Genomic DNA, 301 nt, shown 5'->3' with positions numbered 1-301 from the left:
TTTATAAATGATCCCAAAATATTTTTGAATATATTTCCATAGATTTTTTTATCATTTTTTCTGCATTATNNAAATCTTTATGTGCAGTATGTGCTTCATTCCATAAAATTTCTCTTCCTCTAATTGATGGCTTTGTTGCTTTTGTTTCATATCTATATACTGTATTTGTCATATAAGTTAACAAAGGTAAGTCTCTATAAGATTTTATCCATAAAGAAAACATATAATACATTTCAGTTTGCTGTTGTTTGTCTTTCTATATATTTTATTTCTTTTTCTTCTTCTACAGGTTTTGATGTAG

General features: G+C 24.7%; 1 protein-coding gene. It reads right to left on the bottom strand.

What is annotated here, in order from left to right; genetic code table 11:
• Nucleotide 1: 1 nt before the first annotated feature.
• Complete coding sequence (locus LUA84_RS03705) at nt 2–232, bottom strand: aminoacyl--tRNA ligase-related protein (protein ID WP_231434498.1); 231 nt, start codon at nt 230–232, stop codon at nt 2–4.
• Between the last annotated feature and the right edge of the window lie 69 nt (nt 233–301).

The organism is Candidatus Nanopusillus massiliensis (assembly GCF_920984865.1).
Note: the sequence above shows the minus strand (reverse complement) of the source record. Positions and strands in the feature narration are given on the sequence as shown.